Source organism: Clostridium sp. HV4-5-A1G, assembly GCF_900184915.1.
Lineage (GTDB): Bacteria > Bacillota > Clostridia > Clostridiales > Clostridiaceae > Clostridium_B > Clostridium_B aromativorans.
Genome location: NZ_FXYI02000307.1, coordinates 1 through 2,191, shown reverse-complemented (window position 1 = coordinate 2,191; position 2,191 = coordinate 1). Strand labels below are relative to the sequence as shown.

Genomic DNA, 2,191 nt, shown 5'->3' with positions numbered 1-2,191 from the left:
ATATAATATTAAGCTAAAATAGTAATTTAAAAGATTATTATTTTTAATATAAAAAAAAGTGAAGAATAAAATTCCTCACCCTTAAAAATTATTCTGTTGTAAATGGCAATAATGCTATATTTCTAGCTCTCTTTATAGCTTCAGTAAGTTCTCTTTGATGTTTTGCACAGTTTCCAGAAATTCTTCTTGGAAGAATCTTCCCTCTTTCTGTAACATATTTTCTCAATTTATTTATGTCTTTGTAATCTATAGATTCAGCTTTATCCATACAAAAAGCACATACTTTTCTCTTAGATCTTCTCATCTTACCAGAATTTCTTCTTCCGCCATCTCTATTGGCCATAAAATTCATTCCTCCTTACCTTTAAAATGGGATATCTCCATCATCAACTGGTGTAATATCCTCTCCATAAATCTCTTCATTAAAACCTTTAGTTTTATCTAAATTTTCTGATGAATTTTCATTATATGAATTTCTTGCAGTTTTTTCTCCCCATTCAAGGAATTGAACTTCTTCTGCAATAACTTCAGTAACATATCTCCTACTGCCGTCTTTAGCTTCATAACTTCTAGTTTGGATTCTACCGCTAACACCTATAAGCTTTCCCTTGCTCATATAGTTTGCTGTAGATTCAGCTTGCTTTCCCCATACAACAATGGGAATAAAATCCGCTTCTCTCTGTCCATCCTTAGAAAATCTTCTATCAACGGCTATAGTAAAGGTTGTAACTGCCTTACCCATTCCCGGTGTAAATCTCAGTTCTGGATCTTTAGTCAATCTTCCAATTAAAACAACTTTATTCAATTAAAACACCACCTATTTTTCATCCTTTACTATTATGTGCCTTATAACTGTGTCTGTAATTCTAAATATTCTATCTAATTCTTTGGGTAATTTAGAATCGCAACTAAAATTTATTAAGGTATAATATCCTTCGTTAATTTTATTTATTTCATAGGCAAGTTTTCTCTTACCCCAAATATCAACGTTTTCTATTACTCCTCCACCATTTTCTATCACATCCTTAAATTTTTCTACATTAGATTTAAAAGCCTCTTCATCTAATGATGGATGCAATATAAATATAGTTTCATATTTTTTCATTGATTCCACCTCCTCCCTTTGGACTAATGGCTGTAAACTTTACAGCAGGGACTACAGCTTATTATTTTACCACTGATTTCACATAAAATCAATCAATTTAACTCATTTACGTAGTTTTTATATTGTCAGGATTCTGCTTAATAATTCTCTTCACATTTTTAGAAAATTTGTTTCTTGGAAGCATTACTATTCTTCCACATCCACAGCATTTAATTTTTATATCAGCCCCAAGTCTTATTATTTCCCATTCATTGCTTCCACAAGGATGGCCCTTTTTCATCTCTACTATATCACCCATATAAAAAACTTTTTTCATTCATTATCCCTCCTTTAACAATTTTATCGATAAACAAGGAGTTTTTATATTTTCTAGTTTAAACATCTCTCCAATTTCTCTTCTAAGTTTAGTTTCCATATTCCACTGAGTCATTGGTTTAGTTTTACCAGATACTCTAATTGTCACTTTGTCATCTGCTATTTTCATTATTCCCTGAACAATTGGTCCTTCTGTAATAGCACCGTTTTCTTCCTTAAATTTACTACATAAATTGGACAGCAGACTTATAACTCTATTTATATCCTCTTCGTAAGAAACATCAATATCCACTACAATTCTCACATTTCCCTTGGAATGATTAGTAACTCTTGTAATAAGCCCATTTGGTATTATATGTAAATCGCCATTAAAATCTCTTATTTTAGTAACCCTGAGTTCTATACTTTCCACAACACCACTTTTGTCATCTATACTAATATAGTCCCCAACTGAAAACTGATCTTCAAATAGTATAAAAAAACCATTGATAATATCTTTTATGATATTTTGCGCTCCAAAACCAATTGCAACTCCGCCTATTCCTGCAAAAGTTAATCCAGTAACACTTATCTTCGGTGATATTATTGAAATTATAGTAAATATACCAAAAAAATATACCGAGTATTTCAATATACTTTTTAAAATGGCTCCAACCGTTTTGGCCTTTTTATCATTCAATGATATTTTAAAATTTTTTTGTCTTGAAACATATTTTGTTATAATCTTATTTCCTATTTTAATAATTAAATACATAAAGAGCAATATTAATG

Annotated in this window: 5 protein-coding genes; all 5 read right to left on the bottom strand. The window is 30.3% G+C overall.

Features of this window, described 5'->3' with window-relative positions; all coding sequences use genetic code 11:
• Positions 1 to 88 precede the first annotated feature (88 nt).
• Positions 89 to 343 carry a 30S ribosomal protein S18 gene (rpsR, locus tag J5G60_RS18065; protein WP_150359050.1) on the bottom strand — a complete coding sequence of 85 codons (255 nt, stop codon included), beginning with the start codon at positions 341 to 343 and terminating at the stop codon, positions 89 to 91.
• A gap of 21 nt (positions 344 to 364) precedes the next feature.
• The gene (locus J5G60_RS18060) at positions 365 to 805 is read right to left on the bottom strand and encodes a single-stranded DNA-binding protein (protein ID WP_150359051.1); all 441 of its coding nucleotides are present in this window, start codon (positions 803 to 805) and stop codon (positions 365 to 367) included.
• A gap of 12 nt (positions 806 to 817) precedes the next feature.
• Positions 818 to 1,105 carry a 30S ribosomal protein S6 gene (gene rpsF, locus J5G60_RS18055; protein ID WP_150359052.1) on the bottom strand — a complete coding sequence of 96 codons (288 nt, stop codon included), beginning with the start codon at positions 1,103 to 1,105 and terminating at the stop codon, positions 818 to 820.
• 106 nt (positions 1,106 to 1,211) lie between these two features.
• Positions 1,212 to 1,421, bottom strand: coding sequence for a DUF951 domain-containing protein (locus J5G60_RS18050; RefSeq protein ID WP_150359053.1), 210 nt, complete (start codon positions 1,419 to 1,421; stop codon positions 1,212 to 1,214).
• Positions 1,422 to 1,424: 3 nt separating this feature from the next.
• A partial coding sequence (locus J5G60_RS18045; RefSeq protein ID WP_207876621.1) for a mechanosensitive ion channel family protein occupies positions 1,425 to 2,191 on the bottom strand: 767 nt, incomplete at its 5' end.